The following is a 22768-nucleotide window of genomic DNA, read 5'->3' as shown; positions in this document are numbered from 1 at the left end:
CCATACTAGCCTGCGTGCGGGAATGGGCAAGAGCGGCGCAGAATGCAGCGTGTTCTCGCGCCGGTTGCTCGTCCTATATCATTCCGCAGCGATTGAGAGAGCGGGGTTCCTTGCCGTGAGCAGATCCTTCTGGCGGATGAGGGCGTCTGCCAAGGCTGGCATCAGCCGCGCACGCTCGGTACCCAGCAACACCAGCGGTTCCGCACCCGCAGTGAAATTCCCGTCTACGGGGAAGATGCGCTGGAATTCGCGCTGCGAAAGGGCTCCGCTGTTCGCCAGATGCCAGGTGCCGCGCTCACCGTCGATGAGGAGATCAAGCGCCGTGCGGACGACGTCCGGCATATAAGTTGCTGTAAAAAACATCCTCTCGTCTGCCTGCTGCAAGAACCGTTCAAACAGATCCTGCGGATTGTCTTCACTGCCAAACAGGCCGCTCATGCGGATGATAAGTGCATCGTGATTGGCACGGGCCACGCGGCGCTCGGCTTCGACCTTGCTCAGGCCGATGAGCCCCGTGGGACAGGTGCGGTCACCTTCGACATAGGGCCGCTCGAGCCCCCCATCAAAAACCTGGCCAGAGGAGAAGGTGAGGAATTGCGACGCGTTTACGGCACAGGCTCTTGCCAGGTTTTCCGGCCCCAGGGCGTTCGTCGCAAACAGCCGGTCCGTCCGGCTGTCTGTTTCCGTGCCTGCGTGAGCGGCCGCATTGATCACGGCCCAGGGCCGGTAACGAACCATTGCAGCCCCAACCTGCGCTGGGTTTCCGATGTCGAGTTCGTGGTGGGATGGGCAGACGATGTCCAGCCCGCGATGATGGCAGGCATGGACCAGCTCCCGCCCGAGCTTTCCCGAAGCACCCGCAATGAGGATCATGCGCTTGCGCTTGAGAACAGCCGGCGCGCGTCTTGCGGGTGAATGGTAGTGGCGTCCTTCGCGGCGCCACCAGCCCTTCTCATCCAGGACAGGGTGATCGAACTGCCCGCTGCGCGTAAGCTGACGCAGGGCCTTGCCCACCGCCGTTAGCCGCACGTCCGGACCACGGATGTCAAAGGCACCGGTTTCATAGAAGCCGCTGCGTTGGGTGAGAAGGCTGTTCCAGTCCAGAGCCCCCAGCATCGACCATGTGGTCACCGCACGGACATCAACGCCTTGCGCCGATAGATCACACGCATCCTGCCAGACTTCGGCGAGCCAGCGGAGCTGTTCCTCCCGTGTCGAACCAAGGTGCACTTCGGTGATCGCCAACGGCAGGCCGTATCGGGCCCAGGCTTCTGCGAGGCGCGCCTTGGCACCGGTCTCGCCTTCCGCCAAGTCCACGCGCAGGGCTTCGACGTCGGCATAACGCTCCCGGCCATTGCCGCCATGAAACCATGGGGGGTAGCGGTGGATATCCTCGTCAAGATAACGTTCGCTGGTCGCATAGTAATTGATGCCGAGAATATCAGGCGTGCCCTCACCGCTTTCCAGCAGTTCCAGTTCGCCACCGGTGATCCCGCTGCGGAGCAGCGTCTGGTACCACGGGTGGTGCTTTCCGACGCGGCCGCAGAGGAGATCAAAGCTGAGCCACCGGCGCTCGTTTTCATAATCCGCCTGCTGCCTGAGCCGCGGCGTGCTGAAGACCTTGCCGAGGTCTTCCGTCTGAACGAGCCGTGCTGCGGGATTGACATGGCGCACGGCCCGCATGGCAAGAACCGTGCCCAGGGATTGGTTGACGAGGCAGCGCAGAAAGCTGCGCTCCTCATGCGCATGCGGGTACCAGTGGCCGTAGAGACCACTGAACCGTGCCGTCGTCAGCGGTTCATTGACGGGCGTGTACAGGTTGATCCACGGATAGCGCTCCGCCACCCGCGCTGCATGCTGCGCCAGGAGCGCGGGAAACTGAGGGTCCATCAGGCTGGTATAGAGCGGGCCGCTGCCATGGTGGAGCAATCCGGCGATCGGGTTTATGCCCAGTTCCCGAAGGCGCCCCAGCCGCTCGTCCGGAAAGGCCCAGTTGCAGCTTTCGGGTGAGTGGGGCGAGACCGTCTCCCACAGCACTGGATAGCGCAACGTCTTGATGCCGAGCGCTGCCACACGGTCGAGGTCGCCCAGGCTCTGGTTGTGGCCGGTTTCCTCGAACTGATTGCGGTATTCATCCCCAACGCGAATGATCGAGCATTCCAGCCCACCCCACAATTCGGGGCGAATGGCCCTAACATTAGACAATATTACGCTCCTTCGCTCGGCCCGCCGGCCCCGGCACGCTGAACAAGGCGTGGCATCGGGGAATGTTCCAAGTTCGGCTCTCAATGCCACAGTTGCCGCTAGGGAAAATGCGCGACGGCATTGCCAGCAAGGCAGGACGTGGCAAACTGCCTCTCCAGCGGCCGGAGCTACTCTCAACAATGCCGGCCGGGAGGAGACGCAGGGATGTCCGGCAGCGCACCACCAGGATGGATCTACAACGAAACGGTTCGCATGTTCGCGACACCGGGAGATCCGCCCTTCGAGGATCAAAGTGAGCTCGTCTCGCACTGGGGCCGTGCCTGGGGGGTGAACAATGATGTAGGGACGATCCGCTCCATCCTCATGCACCGCCCGGGAGATGAGATGAAGATCGTGGACCCCAGCAAGCGCATTGAAAGCATCGGCTCTTTCGGGGACCTCGAAAAGGGCTGGTACTTCCAGAGCGACAAGGTGCCCCCGCTCGCCGAGATGCAGACCCAGCATGACGCGCTCGCCGCCGCGCTGAAAGCCCGCGGCGTTGAGGTTCATACCGTCGACGGCGTTGATGGCGGGCGGTTGAAGTCCTGCTACACCCGCGATCCGCTCATCATGGTGAATGGCGGCGCCATCATCTGCCGGATGGGGACCCGCATCCGCCGCGGCGAGGAACTGGCGATCACGCGGACGCTTGCGAGGCTCGGCATTCCCATTCTGCGCACCCTGTCAGGCTCGGCGCTGATGGAGGGCGGCAGTTTTGCGTGGATCAATCCCAGGACCGCCGTAATCGGCTGTGGCATAAGGGTCAACCGGGAAGGCGCGGAACAGGTGGCGGAGGTTCTGAAGCGCCAGGGCGTCGAGCTGCTCATCATCGATCTGGTGGGCTATGACATCCACATCGACGGCTCCTTCCTGATGATCGATCATGACCTGGCGCTGGTCGATCCCTTCGGCCTGCCCTTCTCCTTCCTGGAAAAGCTCAAGGAGCTGAAGGTCAGGACGGTCGAGATCACACCGGCCGATGACAAGTGGATCATCAATTCGCTGGCCGTCGCGCCCGGCGAACTGATCATGCCGGAGGGCGCCACCAACAGGACGCTGGACTTGCTCGCCGCATATGGCGTGCGCTGGAGCGTCATTCCCTACGCCGCCATGCAACTGAATGGTGGGGGCATCCACTGTTCCACCACGCCGCTGATCCGCGAATCCGTCTGAGTGCCCGGAACAGATCCCTCTCAGGCGGCCGGCGGCGCTTCCCGCTGCGCGGCCCAGGCCAGCAGCGCATCGAGAGCGGGGCAAAGGGCCTGGCCCCAATCCGTCAGGCAATACTCCACTTTCGGGGGCACCTGATGGTGAACGATCCGGCGCACGATGCCATCCTGCTCCATCTGCCGAAGCTGCTGGATCAGCATTTTCTGGGAGATTCCTGTGATCGAACGCTCCAGGTCGGAGAATCGCAGAACCTGCCCACCGAACAGGTGAAACAGAATGACGAGCTTCCAACGGCCCTCGAGAAGCTTGAGCGCGTTCTCGATGCCTTCCGCTGCTGTTTCCCGCGTATAGTGGTGAGGCATACTTTTTTGTAAGTACCTTACTTTTCCGTGCGTTCTTGTCTTTTAGGAAAGTTAGTCCGATTTCTACAGTCAGACAAGCTCATCACGGAGTCGATCATGCCGCTCGCACTGCCCAAGCCCATTGCCGATTACTTTGCCGCTGACCGGACTGATGGTGCCGCAATCGCCAAATATTTCACACCCGACGCTGTGGTGTTTGATGAGAAGAAGCGGCATGTGGGGCGCGAGGCGATTGCGCGCTGGAAGAACGAGGCATCGACTAAATATGATTATGTTGCTGAAATCGTGGATATCGACGGGCGCGATGGCCATTTCATCGTGACGGCCCATCTTACGGGAAACTTCCCAGGAAGCCCGGTGGACCTACGTTACAACTTTATCCTGGTGGAGGAGGAAATCGCCCGCCTCGAGATCGGCTTGTAAGTTAGCTGCGTGGTGGGAGCTAAAAATGGTTAGCAGGATGTAAATGCCTTTTTTCCGCCACGTCTTCGAACCCTTCTTGCCCCGAGGGCAGTCCATCCTCTGACTCATGGCAACATTGCTCAACTCCACCCACCTGTTTCCCGCCGCGGCGAGAGCCGTGAAGTGCGCGATCGCAAATCAGAGCGTGGTGGACGTCCACCCCGTGGCCGAACAGCTGGCCAAAGAATTTCCGCGCCATAGCCGTTCGGAGCTGTGCGCCGCTGTCATCACCGCCATCGCCCTGAGCGGCGCCGAGCTTCGCTGGCAGGCACAAGTTCCATCTGTTCGTTGATTGACTGAGCGGCCTGCACCTTAAGTTGCAGACTCTTCTCTTACTTAGCAGTAGCTCCGCATTGGAACATTCTTGGCTCGCCGTCATTCCCCAACGGAAACGATGTGAGGAAGCCATGAATTCTATTGAAACGCTCAAGTCCCTGCACAATAGCCTGATCGATGCCCGAAGGGGCTATGAGACGGCGCGCGAAGAGGCCGATGAACCGAAGATGACGGCCTTCTTCGGCGAGATGGCCTCACTTCATGAGCAGTGGCACAAGGATATTCATGGCTTGCTAGACGCGCGCGGCGTGAAGCCGGATGAGTCCGGCACGTTTCTCGCGGCCGTCCACAAGACGGTGATTTCCATCCGTTCGGCTGTCACCGGGCTTGGCGTAAACGCCCTGCCGGGATTTGCAGACGGCGAAGAGCGCATTCTCAAGGAGTATGATGAAGCGCTGGAAGAGAATGCTTCTGATCAGCAGGTCCTCACCGTGTTGAGGCGCGACCGGGCGCGTCTCGCATCAGTCATTGCCGAGATGAAAGCAATGATCGCTAAGACGGCGTAACCTTAACCGTTCGATTGAGCGGCGCTGCTCAGCCCATCGCCATGGCGTGAACCGCCTCACAATGATGCACGAGTCGCCGTTCTTCCATCACGCACTGGCGAAGCGGGGTTTCGATTGGATAAAAGTAGATATTGGCAATGAAGCCATAGAGTGCGGCATCGGCTGAACTTGGCTGCTCGCCAAACAGAAACCCGTCATCCGGGATGAAACTCGCAATGGCCTGCAGGTCAGCGATTCCGCGGGCATAGGCATCGCGGGGCTCAAAACGTCCGATTCCCTGGAAATAGTAGCGGTTGGCGTTGAAGCTGCGTGCCCTTTCGAGATCTGCCATGGACAATGATGGGTGTTGCGCAAGAAGAGCAGCGCTGAAGGCGGGCCAAAAGGCGTCATCTTTCCAGCGCGAATAGGACATCACCCAGTAGAGATCATCAAGCGTCCGGCGCAACATCAATCCAAGTTTCCGCTGCATATCCGTCAACTGAGAATCGAGATCAGCACCATACCGCCGCGCGACATGGGCGATGATGGCATCGCTGTCACCGACGATCTCGCTGCCGTCGACAATATAAGGAAGCTGTCCGCGCGGTGCCGCCGACGCATCGAGAATGTGACGATGCTCGAAAGGAACACCGGCGATTTTCAGATAGGCAAAGACCTTTAGGCCGTAGCCGTTGTTGTCTGCCACACCGAAGAGTTCGGGATATGAGTACAGGATAAGCATGCTGATTGTTCACGTCCTGGCGACATCGCAACATGATTGCGCCGCTGGCGCGCAGATTCAATGGCCAGGGGCACGGAGATCGCGATTGGGCGCACCTCGCTTCGTCGGCGGCGGAAAGGCGTTGTGGTCCCCCAGGAATGCCCCCGGTGGAGGACCACATCTCTCTCGGTTAATCGTCATATTGAACAGAAGTTCAATTTGTATCAAGCCCTCAATTGGCTCACAACCGGGGAGGTACCGCACGATTTGTTGTTTTGAACACAACCATCGGCTTTACAGTCCGCAGGTCCGATCATAGCCCAAGCAAGCGTTTCCGCAGGACAGTATTCAACAGATGAAAAGCTTGCGGGGAAACGCGGTGATGACCTCAACGCCACGCTCGGTCACAATGATGGTTTCCGAGAGAACCACCACGAATTCGGGTGGAACATAGATACCAGGCACGAGGTGAAACACCATGCCGGGCTCGAAGGCACGCATTTCGCCATCGACGATCGAGAACAGGTTTCCCTCGCCCCAATCCGGGGCATAGTTCACGCCGACCGAATATCCGCTGCGGTGAGCGACCGCATAGCCATGGCGGGCAAAGCTCGCAACGCTCTTCCGGTGCACGTCTTCAGCAATCGCTCCAGGCTTGATGGATGCCAGCAAGATTTCAAGGGACTCGATGACAGCCGCTTCCAGACGCCTGATCTCGCGCGCAGGATCGCCCACTGTACCTGACCGGAACAGGGGCGCCACATAGCGATTGATGACACCGGGGATCTCGAAGACGACAGGGTCGCCCGTCTGAAGAATATGGCCGCCCCAGGTGGCGTGCCCGAGACTTGTCCGCGGACCACTTACGATAAATGGCGGAAGGCCCGGAAATTCTCCGCCGCTGGACACCAGCGTGTTCCACACTTGACCGGCAATGTGATTCTCATTGACGCCCTCTCGCGCCATGGCCACCGCCGTCTGCATGGCGGCATTGGTCAGGCGTGCGGCGCGGCGCATCGTGCTGAGTTCCTCCGCTGATTTGATCAGCCGCAAGGGCTCCACCAACTGCGCCGCGATCAGTCCCTTGCTCCGCCGCCGGCGAAGACTCTCGAAGCGGCGGACACTCACGAAAAAACTATCGGTCTCAACGCCGATGCGCTGGCCCGGACATGCAATATCTTCCAGAAGATCCGCCAGAACGTCCATCGGTTCATCGGCATCACCATAGGAAACTACGCGCCGGGACCAGGACCGGAGCAGCGTATTGGTCGCGTCAATCCGGCGGATGAGATTGACGGGAACGTCATCGAGGGTGACCACGCAGGCCTGGACGAAGTGATAGGCAGGGCTGTCATGACCTGTAATCCAGAAAATATTCTCCGGGCTGAAGGAGACGAAGACCGTGAGATCTTGCATGCGCATTGCGCTGCGCAGCTTCGAGAGACGGCTGGCATACTCCTCCAGCGAAAACGGCAGCGGAGCAATGAGGGGACCCGTCGCTTCTTCAATTTTAACCTTCACGGCAAGGTCCTTCTTTTCCAAATCGGGTCCTATTGTCAGACGATCTATAGCAAATAGAACAGGTGTGGCGTGTTCGTGTGTGATCTCCATCACAGACGCCAGGGCCCGCGCCCGATATGAAGGGAGACTGACGCACGGCACAGCTCTGGAGTCTGAACCCAGTGGACAAGCATTTTGCAAGAGATCAACTCGAATGGGCCGAGCGCTTCGTTGCCGAAGGTGCGCGTCAGCTCGAGGAGCAATCCCAGCTGATTTCCTCCATGCATGTCACCGATGAAGATTTTGAGCTCGAACTCAAGGTTCTGCGCACGATCGAAGCGATGCAAGCCTCCAATATCGCCTATCGAAATGCGCTGAAGTCTGGGTGCACCGCCGCCATGCCGGCGTGACACGGGGCGCCGGTGTGGCACTCGCAAACCATCTTCATTTTGCGTGAGATTTCCACAGCAGACGTGAGGGCGTCTGAGCTGGAAATAGTCGAGGCAGCCGCTGCGGAAGACGGATAAACTGCCGCTTCTCACCGCACGAGGACCCGCATGCGCTATCTCGATTTGAGTTCCTGGCTGGGCGTTGCCATCAGCATTCTCGGTCTCGCGCTTTTCGCGGTGATCGGTGTCGGCCTTCGCGTCCTCATGATGCTCACGGTTCAGCAGCGCCAGCAGCGGATGAACCGCCAGATTAACGAACGCTTGAAGACGCTGATTTCGGCTTACAAGACGCTGGGCGGCTCGTTCACCGGCGAGCTGACAGTCGATCCCCGCCACCTTCGGGATGTTCAGGCGGCGGAGCAGGTGCAGCAAGTAGCGGAGGACTATTCAGACCGGCCACGCCGCATCCGTGATGCCGTCGAAGGCGCACTGTCGGACATTCTTCTTCTCGGCACCGAAGAACAGGTGCGGCTGGCGGGACAGGCGGCGCGCGATATGGCTGCCGGACGGCCCATCCACACAGCCGAACTGGTGATCTCACTCCGTAGCTACATTCGCGCGGCGCTCGATCTCGAGCCCATCCCCTCCTCCGTAGAGATCCCGCTTCAGGGGCCGACGCGGCCACAGGCCGGTGGCGGGCGGGGCGGCAAGGGCGGCGGCGAGCGCGCAAGGGATGGTGGCGGTCAGGGCTCCGGAGGTGGTGGCGGGGGCATGGGCGGTGGTGGTGGTGGTGGCGGTATGGGCGGTGGGGGTGGAGGCGGGTTAGGTGCTGACCCTCAGGACGATGACCGCTGAAGCAGCGGGATGATGGCGCTCCAGTCATCATCGGGCACCTGTGCCACCAGATATCCATCGGGGCGCACGAGCGACAAGAGCCGCTCGGATTCCACAAGGGGCGGACGTGCCTCAACCAGATCCGGAAACTGATCCGCGAGTGCGGCAGCGCCCTTGCAGCCACACGCCGCAAAAAGAGGAACGGAGCCTGCGCCAAAGGGCAGCGCACCTGCCACAGGCGGCACGCGCGCGCCTGGTTTCTCCCCGCCGAAGGGCAGACCGTTCAAGGGGCTCTCCGGATAGCCGATCGAAACTTCGGACATGAGCCCCGTGAGCGCCCGTTGCACGGGACGAACCCCCAGCAGCATGTGGACGGCCAAGTCGCGCAGATGCTGCAGAACCGGATTGCCGAGCGTGGCCATACGCGTCATCCGGCCCGAGGCTTGGATCACCTCCGCGCCCACCGGCCGTCGCTCCGCATCATAGCTGTCGAGAAGCCACGTGCCTGAGACACGGCCGAGGCTTACCTGCGCCAGCTTCCACGCCAGATTGACTGCATCCTGAATGCCGGTGTTCATGCCCTGCCCGCCGGCGGGGCTGTGAATGTGGGCCGCATCGCCCGCCAGGAAGACACGCCCGGTCCTGTATCTGTCCACCTGGCGCTCGTTGATGTGGAAGGCACTGGTCCAGACGGTTCCCGTGAGGGTGATGCCACCAGGACCGCGCGCATCGATCAACTTCTGGAAGGCATGCTGGTCCAGGGCGACGGGAGGCTTGCCCGTTGAGGCTCCGAGGCTGGTGATGACGCGAGCACGATCAGGCGCCATGGGAAAGAACAGCAGCGGCCCATCCGCATGGTAAAAGACGGCCAGTTGCGATGGGGGAAAGGGATAGCCAGTGAGATGGAAATCACCCTGGGTCCAGTCGAGGCCCAACTTGTCACCTTTGAAGTCGAGGCCGAGCAGATGCCGCACCACGCTATGGGCACCGTCGCATGCCACCAGCCATGCGAAACGCTCCGTGAGCTCGGTTCCATCTGGCCTGCGCAGGTGGGCCGTGACACCCTCTTCATCCTGATCGAGTCCAAAAAGCTCGATTCCATGCTCCGGCAAGACCCCGAAGGCTGCGAGGCGATCCCTCAGCACGGCCTCGGTTTCATACTGCGGCAGCATCAGCACAAAGGGATAGGGTGACGCGATCTGACCAAGTGAAAGCGATCCGACCGGCTTTCCACCAGACAGGATGTTGGCGGCGGTGACCTTGTTCCCTCTCCGGATGAGCTCTTCGCTGACGCCCGGCCGATCGAGAAGCTCCAGGGTTCGCGGCCAAATCGCGACCGCACGCGATGTGTGTTCGGCATCCGCCGTCTTGTCAATGATGCGGACAGAAACGCCATAGCGTGCCAATTCCAGCGCCATCGCCAGACCGACAGGTCCGGCGCCTGCGACAAGCACCTGATCTTTCATCATTGTCTCCAGGATTCACAGGCAGATTCTGGGGAGGCAGTTGGACCCGACGTCTACCACAATCGCCTACTCCGCCAAAGCGGATGCCTGACGACGCATAAGAGCCTCCACCCGCAACCTGATATGATCTTCCAGCTCCATCTTTCGTCTGGCGCCGGTATCAAAACGAACAGTCACAATCTTGGCATCTGCACGGACAGCGCCATCAATGGACCCGATCAAGCGATGGCTGTAGGCCAAGGAGCTGTTCCCAATTTTCTCAACGCGCGAATGAATGGTGAGGAGATCCCCTGCTCGTATTTCACGCCGATACGCGACCTCGCAGCGGACATCGGCCCACCCGAGGTGGCTGCCCTCCTCTGCTGCTATCCCCGCCACGCGCCCAAGCAGCTGAAAACTGGCATCGTCAAACATCGCAGCATAGCTTCTGACATTCACATGTCCCATCGCATCGCACATCCAGGGATGGGCAACGCCAACGAAGGTGATCAGGCCTCGAAGTGATTGAGCAGCATCATTCTCTTCCATTTGCCGTATCCCCATTCGCATGGACAGTGGTTATGGCTCAGAAATGCCTTGCCGCGCGGCCCAGTCGACGGGGTACAGCGCGTAGAAATAACCGACCCTTTCCACCGCCTTGTAACGCAGCGCCGTGCCGCTTGGCAGAAAGACGATATCGGCCACATGGCATTCATGGCTCTCACCTGCCGACTCGATCGTCAGCACGCCCTCATGGATGAAGAGGACTTCATCATAGGTCACCGTCCACTCGATCGTCGCATTCTCGAGATATTCGATGCCGGCGCCAATGTGGCGGCTGAAGCTGGCGTTGATTTCCCGCGCGATCTCAGTATTGCCGGTGGGGGTTCGCGCAGTCGACAATGTCCTGTTGGCGGCATGGAATATGCGAAGCCCCGCATTCATCTCAAGACCCCGCAATATTGGCGTTGGACGGCGTCACACCGGATGGTGCAAGGCCCGCGAGACGTCGGGTGATGTAATGGGCCCTTCGGCCCTGATGTTCGGCGCGATCCAGCTGCCGGACGGCTCCGCGCACCAGATGCGCGCCGACGAACCGGAAGGGCTCACGCGGGAAGCCGCGCGTCACCGCCCGCAGCAGGGGCGTATCATGAAGCACATCGTGACGGCCCAGGATCAGGTTGGCGATGATGCGGCCGCCCAGGGACGTCATCCCGATACCGTTGCCAGAAAAGCCGTAGCCATAGAGAATGCGATCATTGCCCGCAAACCGGCCGAAAAGCGGCAGGCCCGTCGCCGTCCGGTCAATGGCGCCATTCCACGCCCGCTCCAGTGGAAAATTGGCGAGCGCCGGATGGCCGGCGCGAAGGGCCGCCCGCATGTCACCTACACGTGGCGATGGCGCATCGAACCGGCCGCCGACAGTGCCACCGAAACCGATGAAGCCGCCGGTCACGCCAACGTTCAGCCGCCCGTCCCGGGTCGTCCGCCAGCCGGTCACGAAGATCCGGCTGTCACTCATGAGCGGGCCATGCCGGTATCCCGCCTGTTCGAGAATTTCCGGCATTGGAAGGGATGCAGCATCATCCGAGGAGATGTTGAAGATCGCGGGCGCAAGTTCCGCAATGCCGGCTGACCATGCGTTGACCGCCAGCACGAGATGCCCGCACCGGACCTCGCCTTTGGGCGTCCGAACGACGGGTTCACCCTTGCGCGTGAAGCTGTTCATGCGGGTCCGCTCATATATCCGCACGCCGCGCCGGAGTGCGGCAGCTCTGAGCCCGCGCACCAGGAAACCGGGATGGATCGTGGCCGCAGTTTTATCGAAGGCGCCGCCGATCATCGCGGCCGAGCCGGTGAGAGCGCGGATTTCATCACGTCCGATTTCGCGCGCAGGCGCTGCCGCTGCTCGGCTGCGCGCCAAGGCATCACGCCAGGCACCATTCTGGGCTGCGCAGGTCGCGCCCCAGATCCAGCCCGTGCGCTCGAACCATGCGTCGATCATCTCGGCCTTGCAGAAAAGCTCGATCTCGGAAATGACGGCCGTGGACGCGTCGATGACGGTCTGCGCCGCTTCCGGGCCGCCCAGCGCCGTCAAAGCCGCATGCTTGGTCCAGGCCGAGAGCACCATTCCTGAATTCCGCCCGCTGACACCGCCGCCACAAATGTCACGTTCAAGGATGACAACGTCGAGTTCGGGCCTCGCATCCTTCAGCCGGATGGCCGTCCAAAGACCCATATAGCCGCTGCCGATGATGCAGACATCGCATGTGACGCGCCCTTCGAGCGGCGGCGCAAGATCGCGGTCTTCAGCAAGGGCCTGGTGCAGCCAATGGCTCGACCGTTGCTCCACATCCCGGTCATCCAGCCTGGGCAAGCGAACCTCCCAGCCGGTGTTCCACCAATCTCACCCAAAGGCTTGCGCCGATCGGCAACAGCTTGTCGTTGAAGTCATAGTGCGGGTCGTGAACTGCAGCCGCGTGCTGCACGTCCCCCTGGCCAAGCAGGAAATAGCAGCCGGGCCGCTCGTCGAGCATATAGCAGAAATCCTCCGAGCCCATTTCCGCCGGCGGGTCCACGTTGACATGTTCACGCCCGGCGACCTCCCCCGCCACCGCGATCACATGATCTGCCTCGGCGGCATGGTTGGCGGTGACGCCGAACAGCGAGACATAGTCGATAGTGAATTCAAGCGATTCCGATTGTGCATGCGCTTCCACCTGGCGGCGGACGGCCAGTTCCAGCGCGGCGCGCGCGTCCTTGTCCAGCGCGCGGACCGTTCCGTTCATGCGGACTGATTCTGGAATAACGTTGAAGGCCTCGCCCGCATGAATGCTGGCCACCGTCACCACCGCGGGCTGCATCGCGCTGTTGATGCGCGCAGGCAGTGATTGAAGGCTCAGCAACAGACCTGCTGCGGCGGGAAGCGGATTGGCCGCGAGATGCGGATAGGCCGCGTGCCCTCCCCGGCCCTTCAGCTCTATCGTGAACTTGTCGGCGGAGGCAGCGACCACGCCATGATGAACCTCAACGGCCCCAAGCGGGCGCTCGCAATTATGCGCCGCGTAGATCTCATCGCAGGGGAAGCGGTCGAACAGCCCATCGGCAATCATGGCCTTGGCACCGCCCAACCCTTCCTCCGCGGGCTGGAAGATGAAATGGACCACGCCGCTGAAATCCGGTGACAGCGACAAGGCTTTCGCGGCGCCGAGAAGCATGGCCATGTGCCCGTCATGGCCGCAGGCATGCATGCGGTTTGGAGTCTTCGACGCATGCGCCAAGCCGCGGGTTTCATGGATCGGCAGCGCATCGAGTTCGGCGCGCAAGCCCAAGGAGGGTCCGTCACCCTTGCGTCCGCGAAGCGTTCCGACAACGCCGGTGCCGCCGACCCCTTCCGTGACATCGAGGCCGAAGGATCGCAGCGTTTCGGCCACGAAGGCTGCCGTTCGGGCTTCTTCAAAACCGAGTTCGGGGATGGCGTGCAGTTCATGGCGCCAGCGTGTCATGTCGGCCACAAGTTGCTGCACGGAAGACACAAGTTTCATGCGGCGTTCCGCCGTGCAAACCGCTGGGCCCGCGTTTGGAGGAAACCCATCCCCGCGAGCAGAATTGCAGAAAAGCCCATGAGCAGCAGCGCCACGGCTGCGATTGCCGGGCTTACCGATTCCCTGACCCCGGAAAAGATCATCCGCGGCAGCGTGCGGTCATCACCGACCGAGAGAAAGCTCGCGACCACCACCTCGTCAAAGGAGATGATGAAGGCAATGATGGCACCGGTGACCACGCCCGGCGCGATCAGCGGCAACATGATCTGCAGGAACGTCCTCGCCGTTCCCGCGCCGAGGGATGCCGAGGCGCGCAGCAGCGTCCGGTCAAACGTCGTCAGCGACGCGCTGACGGTGAAGACGACGATCGGCACCGCCATCGCCGTGTGCACCATGATGATCGACCACCTGCTGCCCACCATGCCGATCCGGGAGAAGAAATAATAGGACGCGACACCGACGATGACGACCGGCATGACAATGGGCAGAGAAATGACGGCCCAGACCAGCTTCTTGCCCGGAAACTCTGCCCAGGCCAGTCCGATTGCCGCCGGAATGCCAAACACCAGCGCGAGCAACGTCGACACCGCTCCGATGATCAAGGAGACCTGCAAAGAATTGCGCCAGCGGTCGTCCTCGGCGATCTCGGCGAACCAGCGGAAGGAAACGCCGGGCGTCGGAAACTGCAGCGTGTTGCCGCTGGTCAGCGCCATGGGAAGAATGAACAGCAGCGGCGCCAGCATGTAGAACAGCATCAAGGCCGCAAAGCCGTACATCAGGAAGCCGCGGAATTGCATCGCCGTCATGATGCCACCTTGCGCCGGAAGAGCGACTGCACCGTCCAGAACAGGGCGGCGATGACGATGAGGACGACGAGCAATTGCAGCGACAGCGCCGCTGCCAGCCCCCAGTTCAGCGTCTTGTTGGTATAAAACGCGATCATGGACGAAATCATCTGGTCACGCGGGCCGCCCACCAAGGCCGGTGTGACGTAGTAGCCGAGTGCGAAGACGAAGACGATCGCCGCCCCGGACATGATGCCGGGCAGGATCAGCGGCAATTGCACGGTTCGCCAGGCCGTCAGCCAGGGCGCACCCAGGGACAGCGCCGCCTTCATGTAGCTCGGAGAGACCCGGCGCATGATCGACACCACGGAAAGAATCATCAGCGGCAGCAACACCTGCACCATCGCCAAATAGAGCGAAAACCGTGTGTAAATCAGTGTCATCGGTCCGTCGGTGATGCCGAGGAACACGATCGCCGCGTTCACGGGGCCCGTCTTCTGCAACACGATGATCCAGATGATGGTGCGGACCAGGAGTGATGACCACAACGGAAACAGCACGAGCGCGAACAGCATTCGCGAAACCAGCGGCGATGACGAAACGATTGCCTGTGCGAGCGGAACCGAGAGAACCGCGCAAAGCAGGGTGACGACAGCACTGATGACGATGGTGCGCGTAAGCACGCCCACGAAGATCGCCTCCTGTGCTGGCGCTGCGCCGATCCGGCCGTCCGGCTGGCGCTTCAGGTCATAGCTCGCAAGGATGTTGAAATCGGTGAAGGGGGAGCGGTTGTCGTCGAGCACCTTCCAGATCTCCGGTTTCGCCCAGCCCTGATGCTTGGCGAGAACGCTTTCCCGGAAGGGGGCTGCGAAATTTCCGGCCGCGGCATCCTTGGCGGTTTTCAGCACCAGGGCGCGCGTGCCGACCAGCCGCTGATTCAGCGATTGGGCCAGCAGCGCATCCTTTCGCGTGGCCGTTGCCTCGGCCAGATCCTGAACCAGGGCCGCGAAGGCTGCTTCCGTCCCGACGCCGTCAAGCGCGCGCAGACCGGCAATCTGCGAGGTGCGTGGCAGAGCGTTGGTGAAATCCGAATTGTCGATGGAGAGAATGAGAAAGCGGCCAACCGGAAAGATGAACACGGCGGCAATGAAAATGATCGTTGGCAAGACCAGCCAGGCCAGAGAGGGGCGGACAAGCCGCCCCCCGAAATGCAATTCCTGTGAAAGAGCAGCCGGGCTCACTGCTCAAGCCAGGCCTTGAACCGGGCTTCCAGCGATTCTTTGTTCTCCGTCCAGAAATCGCCATCATAAGCCGCAGCGTACTTCATGTGTGCGTCGGAGGTGGGGAGCTTTGCAAGCTGTTCGGGCGGTATGAGCGCTGCAGCTTCCTTGCGTCCGGTGCCATAGGCATAGAGCTTCGAAAAGCCAGCTTGGTTTTCGGGCACGGAGAACCACTTGATCAGCTCGACCGATTCCTTTTCATTCGGCGAGCCTTTCACCACAGCCCATAAATCGGTTCCATAGAAGAAACCCGCATCCCAGACGATGGCGTAGTTCTTCTTCTCATTGTCGATCTCATTGGTGACGCGGGCATTGTACTGATCCGTCATCACCACTTCACCGGAAGCGAGGTTCTGGATCGCCTGGGTTGAAGACGTCCACCACACCACATCGGGTTTGATCGTATCGAGTTTCTTGAAGGCGCGGTCGACGCCTTCGGGAGTCCGGAGCACCTTGTAGACATCCGCGGGTGCGACCCCGTCGGCCATCAGTGCATTCTCGAGGGTGTATTGGGCACCCGCAAACATGCCGCGCTTGCCGGGGAATTTCTTGGCGTCGAAATAATCCGCCCAGGACTTGGGGCCCTGTCCCTTGATCGCGTCCTTGCTGTAGACGAGGACAGTGGCCCATGTATCCGAAGCCACACCGCATTGATGCAGCGTGCCCTCGATGTAGTTGGCCGGATCGCCGGTCACGTCCGGGGTGAGCGGTACGAACAGGCCTTCGGCGCAGCCGATTTCCATGGCCGGAGCTTCCACCGAGACGACGTCATAGGTGATGCTGCCGGACTGGACCTGGGCCCGGACCTTGGCAACCTCGCCCTCCCACTCTTCCTGGATGATCTTGTTGCCGGTCGCCTTGGTGTAGGGGTCCCACACCCCCTCCTTATAGGCCTTATCCCAGGTGCCACCCCAGCCGACCACGGTGATATCGGCAGCAAAAACCGGCGCGCCCAGGCACGCAAGCACGGCAATAGAAGACAGGCATGTAGAAATCTTTCTCATGTTTTCCTCCGCTTTTTTGTCGTCTTGTGATTTGATCAAATATGGAGGAGAAATCTCTTGCTTGGCAAGCAGTTTTCTGTGAAATCCTGAAAATTGAGCAGTTGAGAGTTTGAGGATTAAATCAAATCATGAACCAAATGGGTCAGCTTCAACGCAATTCCGAACTCGATCAGGCCATTTCGGACGCACATGCCCGCCTTGAGGCTGCTCACCCGAAGAGCCTTGCCCGCCACATCTCCGCACTGGATGCGCTGCCCGGCGGGAATACCCGCGCCGTCATCTATTACCCGCCCTTTCCGCTGGCCTTCACCGGCGGGCGCGGATGCCGCGTCACCACGCTTGACGGCCAGGAACTCGTGGACCTCGTCTCCGAATACTCCGCCGCCCTCTATGGCCATTCCGACCCGGTGATCGGCGCGGCGCAGAAATCCGCCATTGATGCCGGGCTGTCGCTCGGCGCGCCCAATGTCATGGAAGCCGACTATGCCAAGGCACTGGTCCAGCGTTTTCCCGCCTTCGAGCGCGTGCGCTTCTGCAACTCCGGCACCGAAGCCAACATCATGGCGATCTCGGCCGCGCGTGCCGTGACCGGAAGGCCGAAGATCATTGCGATGAAGGAAGGCTACCACGGCGGCGTGCTGACTTTCGCGCATGGAGGCTCCCCGCTCAATCTGCCGTTTCCTTTCGAGTTCGCGGAGTACAACGACATGGAAGGCACCCGCGCCCTTATCCGGAGCACCGGGAACGAGCTGGCGGCCGTCATTCTCGAACCGATGATGGGCGGCGGCGGCTGCATCCCTGCCACACGCGAATTTCTGGAGATGATCCGCGAGGAGACCCGCACCGCCGGCGCATTGATGATCCTCGATGAAGTCATGACATCACGGCTCGCTTTCCGCGGTCTGCACCATGTGCATGGGGTCACCCCCGACCTGCTGACCATGGGAAAATATCTCGGCGGCGGTGCGAGTTTCGGCTGCTTCGGCGGCCGGGCGGACATCATGGACAATTTCGATCCCGCGCGGAAACACGCCTTCTCACATGGCGGCACCTTCAACAACAATCCGCTCAGCATGGCAGGCGGGATGGCGGGCTTCACCAAGGTGCTGACGGAAGAAGCCAGTGCCAGGGTCAATTCCCAGGGCGACAGCTTGCGGCAAGAGCTGCAGGCCCTTTTCGACCGGCACGGCATTCTTGCGACCGTCACGGGCCGTGGCTCGCTGATGAACCTGCATTTCGTCCGGGGCCCGATCGACAACCCCGCCATCCTCGATGCGGCTGACTCGCGATATCTCTCGCTCTTCCATGCGGAAATGCTGCTGCGGGGCTTCTATGTTGCTCCGCGTGGCATGATGGCCTTGTCCATTCCCTTTGGCGACTCTGAGCGGAACGCCTTCCTGGAAGCCGTCGACGATCTCTTGACCGTATCCGGACATCTGTTTCCCAAGGCCTCGTGAAATGTCCGAGCGGCGCAGACAGCCAAAATTCGCAGTCACGACGGATACGAACGGTGATCAGGTCGTGACCGCACATGCAGTGATTTATGAATCGCTGAGCGCCAGCCTGATGAATGGCGATTTCAATCCCGGTGACCGGCTCGTGGTCCGCGAGCTTGCCGAACGCTTCAACACCAGCGCCATGCCGGTGCGGGAAGCCTTGCGCAAGCTGGTGACCGACGGCGCCCTTTACGATCATCCGAACCGTGGCGTGCTGGTACCCGCAATTGATATCGCCGCCGTGGCCGACCTGGTCCGCGTGCGCTGCGCCATCGAGGGCACGGCGGCTGAATGGGCGGCAACGACCATCAGCCAGGCGGAACTGGACGCCGTCTACCGGGCAAATGAAATGATGCAGACCTGCATCGACATCCAGCAGGTCGGAGACTATCTGCGCTTCAACACCAAATTCCATTTCACGATCTATCGCGCAGCAAGATCGGAGTCGCTCAACACCATCATCGAGCGGCTGTGGTTGCGCGCCGGCCCGCTTTTGAACGTCATGCGCCAGGAAGCAACGATCAAGCCGGGTTTCGACCATCACGCGGAAATCATGGAAGCGCTGAAGACCGGCGACGGGTCGCGCGCCCGGCGTGCGGTGGTCGACGACATCAGCTTCGCGGGCGACATTATCCAGCGCGCGGCACCCTACTGGCGCCCCGCCAGCCCGGTGGGCGCCGGTCGGCCCGTTGGCCGCAGGGTGCCGGAGGAATGACGGCTTCGGATATCCATGTTCGCTATGCGGGCGTCACCAAGACCTATGGCATGGGGCAGCCGGCCATCCGCCATCTCGATCTCGACGTGCGCCGCGGGGAATTCCTGACGCTGCTGGGCCCCTCAGGCTCCGGCAAGACCACGGCGCTGATGATGCTGGCCGGTTTTGAGAACCCAACATCCGGCGAGATCCTGCTCGATGGCCGGCGCATTGATCGCGTGCCTGCCAACCGGCGCAATATTGGTCTGGTATTCCAGAACTACGCGCTGTTTCCGCATATGACCGTTGCCGAAAACCTCGCCTACCCGCTCAAAGTGCGCCACTTCGGGCGCGCGGAGATTGCTGCGAAGGTGGCGCAGATGCTGGAGCTAGTGCAGCTTCCGGCCCTCGCCGGGCGGCGGCCCGACCAGCTTTCCGGCGGGCAGCAGCAGCGTGTGGCGGTGGCCCGAGCCCTGATCTTCGAACCCAATCTCGTGCTCATGGATGAGCCACTGGGAGCCCTCGACAAGCAGTTGCGCGAGCAGATGCAGTTCGAGATCAAGGCAATCCACGCCCGGCTTGGTGTCACATTCGTCTATGTGACCCACGACCAGACCGAAGCGCTGACCATGTCGGACCGGATCGCAGTCTTCAATGCCGGCGAAATCCAGCAGATTGCGACCCCCAGCGGCCTTTACGAGGATCCGGCGACCAGTTTCGTCGCTGGCTTCATCGGGGAGAACAACCGGCTTGCGGGGCATGTGACAGCGATTGGGTCCGACGGCAATGCAGTCGTCAAACTGCCAGACGGCACGGTGATTTCAGCCCGTTGCGGCCCCGGCATCGCAGCAGGTGCCAATGCCGTCGTGTCGGTGCGCCCCGAGCGGGCCACACTCGTTGAACCAGGCTGGCCTGCCGGTCCATCCGTTGCCGGACTCTTGCGCCACCGGATTTATGTGGGGGACCATCTCCGCATCGTGGTCGGCCTCGCCGATGGCCAGGAGTTCATCCTCAAGGTTCCTAACACAGCCGACCGGGCATCAGATCAGGCACCGGGAGCGCAGGTTTCCGTCGGCTGGCTGCCGCAGGATGGTCTGGCACTCGCACCATAAGGCTCGAAAGGGAGGACCACATGTCGAGGAAAGTGATAATTACCTGCGCGGTCACCGGCTCCATTCACACGCCGACGATGAGTCCGCATCTGCCGGTCACACCGGAAGAGATCGTTGCTGCATCGGTGGGAGCGGCCGAAGCGGGTGCTGCGATCATTCATCTGCATGCGCGCGATCCCCTCACCGGCAAGCCGTCGCCCGATCCCAAACTGTTCATGGAGTTTCTGCCGCGCATCAAGCAGCAGACCAATGCGGTGATGAATATCTCCACGGGCGGTGGCCTGGCGATGACGCTCGAACAGCGGCTGGAAGCGGCCCATGCCGCCCAGCCCGAGCTTTGTTCGCTCAACATGGGCTCCATGAATTTTGGGCTCTATCATATCGTCGATAAATATCCCGCCTGGCAGCATGGCTGGGAGAAGGATTATCTGGAGGCAACCCGCAGCGGCATTGTTTCCAACACCTTCGAACAGATCGAGCGGATCATCCGTGAAGTCGGCATGCGCTACGGCACCCGATTCGAATTCGAATGTTACGATGTCTCCCATCTCTATACCCTTGCCCACTTCCTGGACCGCAAGCTCCTGACGCCGCCGCTTTTCGTGCAGACGATCTTCGGCCTGCTTGGCGGCATCGGCGCAGAACCCGAAGACCTGATGCATATGCGCCGCACCGCCGACCGCCTGTTCGGCAAGGATTACCTGTGGTCGATACTGGCTGCGGGGCGCCACCAAATGAATCTCTGCACCATGGGCGCGATCATGGGGGGCAATGTGCGGGTGGGGCTGGAGGATAGCCTCTATATCGGCAAGGGCGCACTCGCTAAGTCCAACGCCGAACAGGTGAGCAAGATCCGGCGCATCATGGGCGAACTCTCACTGGAGGTGGCAACCGCCGACGAAGCGCGCGACCTGCTGCAGCTCAAGGGTGGTAACGCGGTCGCATTCTGATCGCTACCCCGTCTTTCGGCGGTTGACCACCCAAGCGGGCGATCAGAAATTGACGGCGTCCTGCCTCATGTATACAAGATGCCGATCCATGAGCGTCAAACTTTCATTGCGTGCCAATCCACCCCGGAGCGCCGAAGCGAAGGGAATCCGGCCGATTGCCGCGGACAGCCTTTCCGAACGTGTGGCCGATCAGATCGTGGAGGCCATCGGCAATGGGCGGCTTCTCGCCGGCCAGCGCCTCTACGAGATTGAAGTCGCCAAGCAGTTCGCGATCAGCCGCGTCCCGGTGCGCGAAGCACTTCTGGTACTGCAGAGCCAAGGGGTGCTGCGGTCGACCCCGCGGCGTGGCACGCATGTAATCGATCTCGACGAGAACTGGGCGCGTGAGGTCTATGAAACGCGCACCGCGCTCGAGACCCGCTGCTCCCAGCGGGCAGCCCTCGTGCTTCGGGCCGATCCGCGGGCCCTCGAGGTCCTCGACAGCCACATCACGACGCTGCAAGAGGCCTGCCGCAGCCGCAACAAGCCGGAGATCAACCGCGCCGATCTCGCCTTTCACAGTGCCGTTTACGATCTTGCAGGCAGCCCCCTGCTCCTGACGCTGTGGAACGCCATGTCCCGGCACGTGATGATCCTGTTCGGTATCGAGACCTACGGCCACAGTGACCTTGACGGCATCGTTGAAGAACACGTGGAGCTGCGCCGCGTCCTGCTCGAAGAGACGGCCGCCGGCATTGCGGACGGCGTTGCACGCCATGTCATCGGTCCCTTCGACAGCAAGATGATCGCCGAGAGAACCCAAGAAACTGCCTTTGAACGGCAGCAATAATCAAACAGGAGGAAACACATGACCAAGGCACCATCTGTTAACCGGCGCGAATTCGCGCTCGGCTCGGCCGCGGCACTTGCAGGGCTTGTGGCAGCGCCGGCGATCGCCCGCGCGGCATCGAAGGAACTCCGCATCCTGACATGGGAGGGCTATGCGGAGCCGGACTGGGTCAACCCGTTCAAGGAGGCGACCGGCGCTGACGTCAGCATCGTCTACACCGGTTCGGTGGATGAGATGTTCGCCAAAATGCAGGGCTCGAAGGGCGCAGACTTCGATGTCGTCGCCTTCGACACCTCTTCCTTCAAGCGTTACATCGACGGCTCGCTGATCCAGCCGATCGACATGGGCAAAGTGGCGAATGCCGGCAACATCATCCCGGAGTTCAAGTCGGTCGATGCGATCACGCGGGACAGCAAGCAGTATGGCGTGCCCTTCGCCTGGGGTTCCCTTCCGCTGGTCTATGACGCAACGGCCTTCCCGCAGGCGCCCGACAGCTGGAGCGTGATGTGGGATCCGCAGTATGCCCAGCAGATGATCGCGCTTGACGATGCCAATAACTCCATCGTCCTTGCCGCCCTGCTGCTCGGCTTTCCGGAACCTTATAATCTCAGCGATGACCAGTTCGAGCAGGTCAAACAAAAGCTGATCGAGCAGAAGAAACTCCTGCTGACATATTATGCGGGCTTCGATGAAGGCGTGAAGCTGTTCGCCGACAACAAGCTGAAGCTGATGTTCTCGATGGGAGAGCCGCAAGTCGCGGCCCTCAAGGCAAAGGGCGTCAATGCTGCACTGAGCATTCCCAAGGAAAAGGCCATCGGCTGGCTGGACTGCTGGGTGATCAGTGCCGGCGCCCAGAACGTCGATCTCGCCAACCAGTGGATCAACGCCTGCCTCGACAAGAAGGTCGGCAACCTGCTGTCGACGAAGAAGAGCTACGGCAACACGACGGACGCAGAAGCCAACAAGAGCATTGGCATGACCTATGGCGACCGCCTGGCGTGGCTTCTCACGCCTGAGAACTTCGAAAAGCGCGTCGCCGTGTGGAACGAAGTCAAGGCCAGCTAAACCGCTGCCTGAAACAAAACAGCCGGATGCGCGATCCGCAACCGGCTCCTTCGCCCTTCA

24 protein-coding genes are annotated in these 22768 nt (G+C 61.2%); 12 read left to right on the top strand and 12 right to left on the bottom strand.

The window, feature by feature from the left end; genetic code table 11:
- Positions 1–78: 78 nt before the first annotated feature.
- Positions 79–2205 carry a family 1 glycosylhydrolase gene (locus ACO06F_RS20590; RefSeq protein ID WP_421694570.1) on the bottom strand — a complete coding sequence of 709 codons (2127 nt, stop codon included), beginning with the start codon at positions 2203–2205 and terminating at the stop codon, positions 79–81.
- 204 nt (positions 2206–2409) lie between these two features.
- Here ACO06F_RS20590 and ACO06F_RS20585 point away from each other — a divergent pair, with 204 nt between their 5' ends.
- Positions 2410–3417 (top strand): dimethylarginine dimethylaminohydrolase family protein, encoded by a 1008-nt coding sequence (locus tag ACO06F_RS20585; RefSeq protein ID WP_421694569.1) that lies wholly within the window; start codon positions 2410–2412, stop codon positions 3415–3417.
- A 20-nt stretch (positions 3418–3437) separates the two neighbouring features.
- On the opposite strand, the gene ACO06F_RS20580 is transcribed toward ACO06F_RS20585, so the two are convergent.
- Positions 3438–3776 (bottom strand): winged helix-turn-helix transcriptional regulator, encoded by a 339-nt coding sequence (locus tag ACO06F_RS20580; protein WP_421694568.1) that lies wholly within the window; start codon positions 3774–3776, stop codon positions 3438–3440.
- A 96-nt stretch (positions 3777–3872) separates the two neighbouring features.
- Between ACO06F_RS20580 and ACO06F_RS20575 the strand changes: the two genes are divergently transcribed.
- The 3 genes from ACO06F_RS20575 (at position 3873) to ACO06F_RS20565 (ending at position 5080) form a co-directional block, all read left to right on the top strand.
- Positions 3873–4199: a nuclear transport factor 2 family protein gene (locus ACO06F_RS20575; RefSeq protein ID WP_421694567.1), complete on the top strand. Its 327-nt coding sequence runs from the start codon at positions 3873–3875 to the stop codon at positions 4197–4199.
- 106 nt (positions 4200–4305) lie between these two features.
- On the top strand, positions 4306–4530 hold the full coding sequence (locus ACO06F_RS20570) for a hypothetical protein (protein WP_421694566.1): 225 nt from the start codon (positions 4306–4308) through the stop codon (positions 4528–4530).
- A gap of 115 nt (positions 4531–4645) precedes the next feature.
- Positions 4646–5080 carry a PA2169 family four-helix-bundle protein gene (locus ACO06F_RS20565; RefSeq protein WP_421694565.1) on the top strand — a complete coding sequence of 145 codons (435 nt, stop codon included), beginning with the start codon at positions 4646–4648 and terminating at the stop codon, positions 5078–5080.
- A gap of 28 nt (positions 5081–5108) precedes the next feature.
- Here the strand turns inward: ACO06F_RS20565 and ACO06F_RS20560 are convergent, their stop codons facing one another.
- The gene (locus ACO06F_RS20560; RefSeq protein WP_421694564.1) at positions 5109–5801 is read right to left on the bottom strand and encodes a glutathione S-transferase family protein; all 693 of its coding nucleotides are present in this window, start codon (positions 5799–5801) and stop codon (positions 5109–5111) included.
- Between the two features lie 327 nt (positions 5802–6128).
- Positions 6129–7301 carry a M24 family metallopeptidase gene (locus ACO06F_RS20555; protein ID WP_421694563.1) on the bottom strand — a complete coding sequence of 391 codons (1173 nt, stop codon included), beginning with the start codon at positions 7299–7301 and terminating at the stop codon, positions 6129–6131.
- Positions 7302–7462: 161 nt separating this feature from the next.
- Here ACO06F_RS20555 and ACO06F_RS20550 point away from each other — a divergent pair, with 161 nt between their 5' ends.
- Together ACO06F_RS20550 and ACO06F_RS20545 are read left to right on the top strand one after the other, a co-directional pair.
- Complete coding sequence (locus tag ACO06F_RS20550) at positions 7463–7690, top strand: hypothetical protein (RefSeq protein ID WP_421694562.1); 228 nt, start codon at positions 7463–7465, stop codon at positions 7688–7690.
- A gap of 147 nt (positions 7691–7837) precedes the next feature.
- Positions 7838–8524, top strand: coding sequence for a hypothetical protein (locus ACO06F_RS20545; protein ID WP_421694561.1), 687 nt, complete (start codon positions 7838–7840; stop codon positions 8522–8524).
- Here ACO06F_RS20545 and ACO06F_RS20540 read toward each other — a convergent pair.
- The 8 genes from ACO06F_RS20540 to ACO06F_RS20505 form a co-directional block, all read right to left on the bottom strand.
- On the bottom strand, positions 8506–9972 hold the full coding sequence (locus tag ACO06F_RS20540) for an FAD-dependent monooxygenase (protein ID WP_421694560.1): 1467 nt from the start codon (positions 9970–9972) through the stop codon (positions 8506–8508). The genes ACO06F_RS20545 and ACO06F_RS20540 overlap by 19 nt on opposite strands.
- A 63-nt stretch (positions 9973–10035) precedes the next feature.
- Positions 10036–10497: an acyl-CoA thioesterase gene (locus tag ACO06F_RS20535; protein WP_421694559.1), complete on the bottom strand. Its 462-nt coding sequence runs from the start codon at positions 10495–10497 to the stop codon at positions 10036–10038.
- Between the two features lie 30 nt (positions 10498–10527).
- Positions 10528–10893, bottom strand: coding sequence for a hypothetical protein (locus ACO06F_RS20530; protein ID WP_421694558.1), 366 nt, complete (start codon positions 10891–10893; stop codon positions 10528–10530).
- A gap of 1 nt (position 10894) precedes the next feature.
- On the bottom strand, positions 10895–12325 hold the full coding sequence (locus ACO06F_RS20525; protein WP_421694557.1) for an NAD(P)/FAD-dependent oxidoreductase: 1431 nt from the start codon (positions 12323–12325) through the stop codon (positions 10895–10897).
- Positions 12309–13493: an amidohydrolase gene (locus tag ACO06F_RS20520; protein ID WP_421694556.1), complete on the bottom strand. Its 1185-nt coding sequence runs from the start codon at positions 13491–13493 to the stop codon at positions 12309–12311. The genes ACO06F_RS20525 and ACO06F_RS20520 overlap by 17 nt, the downstream gene beginning before the upstream one ends.
- Positions 13490–14248, bottom strand: coding sequence for an ABC transporter permease (locus ACO06F_RS20515; protein ID WP_421694555.1), 759 nt, complete (start codon positions 14246–14248; stop codon positions 13490–13492). The genes ACO06F_RS20520 and ACO06F_RS20515 overlap by 4 nt, the downstream gene beginning before the upstream one ends.
- 47 nt (positions 14249–14295) lie before the next feature.
- Entirely contained in the window at positions 14296–15444 is a 1149-nt protein-coding gene (locus tag ACO06F_RS20510; RefSeq protein ID WP_421694554.1) for an ABC transporter permease, read from the bottom strand.
- Between the two features lie 71 nt (positions 15445–15515).
- Complete coding sequence (locus tag ACO06F_RS20505; protein ID WP_421694553.1) at positions 15516–16562, bottom strand: ABC transporter substrate-binding protein; 1047 nt, start codon at positions 16560–16562, stop codon at positions 15516–15518.
- A gap of 128 nt (positions 16563–16690) precedes the next feature.
- On the opposite strand from ACO06F_RS20505, the gene ACO06F_RS20500 reads away from it, so the two are divergent.
- The 6 genes from ACO06F_RS20500 (at position 16691) to ACO06F_RS20475 (ending at position 22708) form a co-directional block, all read left to right on the top strand.
- Positions 16691–18019 (top strand): aspartate aminotransferase family protein, encoded by a 1329-nt coding sequence (locus ACO06F_RS20500; protein ID WP_421694552.1) that lies wholly within the window; start codon positions 16691–16693, stop codon positions 18017–18019.
- Position 18020: 1 nt separating this feature from the next.
- Positions 18021–18773: a GntR family transcriptional regulator gene (locus ACO06F_RS20495; RefSeq protein WP_421694551.1), complete on the top strand. Its 753-nt coding sequence runs from the start codon at positions 18021–18023 to the stop codon at positions 18771–18773.
- Positions 18770–19864: an ABC transporter ATP-binding protein gene (locus ACO06F_RS20490; protein WP_421694550.1), complete on the top strand. Its 1095-nt coding sequence runs from the start codon at positions 18770–18772 to the stop codon at positions 19862–19864. The genes ACO06F_RS20495 and ACO06F_RS20490 overlap by 4 nt, the downstream gene beginning before the upstream one ends.
- A 20-nt stretch (positions 19865–19884) precedes the next feature.
- On the top strand, positions 19885–20814 hold the full coding sequence (locus tag ACO06F_RS20485; RefSeq protein WP_421694549.1) for a 3-keto-5-aminohexanoate cleavage protein: 930 nt from the start codon (positions 19885–19887) through the stop codon (positions 20812–20814).
- Positions 20815–20902: 88 nt separating this feature from the next.
- Positions 20903–21643, top strand: coding sequence for a GntR family transcriptional regulator (locus ACO06F_RS20480; RefSeq protein ID WP_421694548.1), 741 nt, complete (start codon positions 20903–20905; stop codon positions 21641–21643).
- Between the two features lie 18 nt (positions 21644–21661).
- Positions 21662–22708: an extracellular solute-binding protein gene (locus ACO06F_RS20475; RefSeq protein WP_421694547.1), complete on the top strand. Its 1047-nt coding sequence runs from the start codon at positions 21662–21664 to the stop codon at positions 22706–22708.
- The last annotated feature ends 60 nt before the right edge of the window (positions 22709–22768 follow it).

The sequence above is a fragment of the Aestuariivirga sp. genome, from assembly GCF_965227715.1.
Classification (GTDB): Bacteria; Pseudomonadota; Alphaproteobacteria; order Rhizobiales; family Aestuariivirgaceae; genus Aestuariivirga.
The sequence above is the reverse complement of the archived record's forward strand: the minus strand, read 5'-3'. Positions and strand labels throughout refer to the sequence as shown.

Excerpts from the sequence above, each read along its gene's own strand:
- ACO06F_RS20515 (WP_421694555.1), bottom strand. The coding sequence starts at position 14,248 with ATGCTGTTCTACATGCTGGCGCCGCTGCTGTTCATTCTTCCCATGGCG.
- ACO06F_RS20495 (WP_421694551.1), top strand. The coding sequence starts at position 18,021 with ATGTCCGAGCGGCGCAGACAGCCAAAATTCGCAGTCACGACGGATACG.
- ACO06F_RS20570 (WP_421694566.1), top strand. The coding sequence starts at position 4,306 with ATGGCAACATTGCTCAACTCCACCCACCTGTTTCCCGCCGCGGCGAGA.
- ACO06F_RS20585 (WP_421694569.1), top strand. The coding sequence starts at position 2,410 with ATGTCCGGCAGCGCACCACCAGGATGGATCTACAACGAAACGGTTCGC.
- ACO06F_RS20530 (WP_421694558.1), bottom strand. The coding sequence starts at position 10,893 with ATGAATGCGGGGCTTCGCATATTCCATGCCGCCAACAGGACATTGTCG.
- ACO06F_RS20575 (WP_421694567.1), top strand. The coding sequence starts at position 3,873 with ATGCCGCTCGCACTGCCCAAGCCCATTGCCGATTACTTTGCCGCTGAC.
- ACO06F_RS20580 (WP_421694568.1), bottom strand. The coding sequence starts at position 3,776 with ATGCCTCACCACTATACGCGGGAAACAGCAGCGGAAGGCATCGAGAAC.
- ACO06F_RS20475 (WP_421694547.1), top strand. The coding sequence starts at position 21,662 with ATGACCAAGGCACCATCTGTTAACCGGCGCGAATTCGCGCTCGGCTCG.
- ACO06F_RS20490 (WP_421694550.1), top strand. The coding sequence starts at position 18,770 with ATGACGGCTTCGGATATCCATGTTCGCTATGCGGGCGTCACCAAGACC.
- ACO06F_RS20565 (WP_421694565.1), top strand. The coding sequence starts at position 4,646 with ATGAATTCTATTGAAACGCTCAAGTCCCTGCACAATAGCCTGATCGAT.
- ACO06F_RS20520 (WP_421694556.1), bottom strand. The coding sequence starts at position 13,493 with ATGAAACTTGTGTCTTCCGTGCAGCAACTTGTGGCCGACATGACACGC.
- ACO06F_RS20560 (WP_421694564.1), bottom strand. The coding sequence starts at position 5,801 with ATGCTTATCCTGTACTCATATCCCGAACTCTTCGGTGTGGCAGACAAC.
- ACO06F_RS20480 (WP_421694548.1), top strand. The coding sequence starts at position 20,903 with ATGAGCGTCAAACTTTCATTGCGTGCCAATCCACCCCGGAGCGCCGAA.
- ACO06F_RS20545 (WP_421694561.1), top strand. The coding sequence starts at position 7,838 with ATGCGCTATCTCGATTTGAGTTCCTGGCTGGGCGTTGCCATCAGCATT.
- ACO06F_RS20500 (WP_421694552.1), top strand. The coding sequence starts at position 16,691 with ATGAACCAAATGGGTCAGCTTCAACGCAATTCCGAACTCGATCAGGCC.
- ACO06F_RS20540 (WP_421694560.1), bottom strand. The coding sequence starts at position 9,972 with ATGATGAAAGATCAGGTGCTTGTCGCAGGCGCCGGACCTGTCGGTCTG.
- ACO06F_RS20535 (WP_421694559.1), bottom strand. The coding sequence starts at position 10,497 with ATGGAAGAGAATGATGCTGCTCAATCACTTCGAGGCCTGATCACCTTC.
- ACO06F_RS20485 (WP_421694549.1), top strand. The coding sequence starts at position 19,885 with ATGTCGAGGAAAGTGATAATTACCTGCGCGGTCACCGGCTCCATTCAC.
- ACO06F_RS20505 (WP_421694553.1), bottom strand. The coding sequence starts at position 16,562 with ATGAGAAAGATTTCTACATGCCTGTCTTCTATTGCCGTGCTTGCGTGC.